1 protein-coding gene is annotated in these 395 nt (G+C 76.7%); it reads right to left on the reverse strand.

The genetic code is table 11. From position 1 onward, the window contains the following. Positions 1 to 95: 95 nt before the first annotated feature. A complete protein-coding gene (locus JHD67_RS21590; protein WP_199101187.1) occupies positions 96 to 266 on the reverse strand; it encodes a hypothetical protein in 171 nt (56 codons plus the stop codon). Positions 267 to 395 lie beyond the last annotated feature (129 nt).

The raw sequence follows: 395 nt of genomic DNA on the forward strand, positions 1-395 counted from the left end.
CCCCCCCCCCCCCCCCCCCCCCCCCCCCCCCCCCCCCCCCCCCCCCCCCCCCCCCCCCCCCCCCCCCTCTCCAACGCTCCGGCGCCCACCGAGAACTACACCCGAACGTTGTCGTCGGCAGCGTCAGATGTGTATAAGAGACAGCGCAGGACCGCGTGCACGCCTGAGCGCCGATGCGCCCCGATGCCCGCCAGGCCGATGCCGACCCCAAGGCCATGATCTCTCCCGCCGATGGCAAGATCAGCCAGACCCTGTCTCTTATACACATCTCCGAGCCCACGAGACCCGTGACCGAATCTCGGGTTCCGGGGGGGGGGTGGAAAGAGGGGGGGGGGGGGGGGGGGGGGGGGGGGGGGGGGGGGGGGGGGGGGGGGGGGGGGGGGGGGGGGGGGGGG

Origin of the sequence: Dyella sp. ASV21, from assembly GCF_016428975.1 — a bacterium.
Classification (GTDB): Bacteria; Pseudomonadota; Gammaproteobacteria; order Xanthomonadales; family Rhodanobacteraceae; genus Dyella.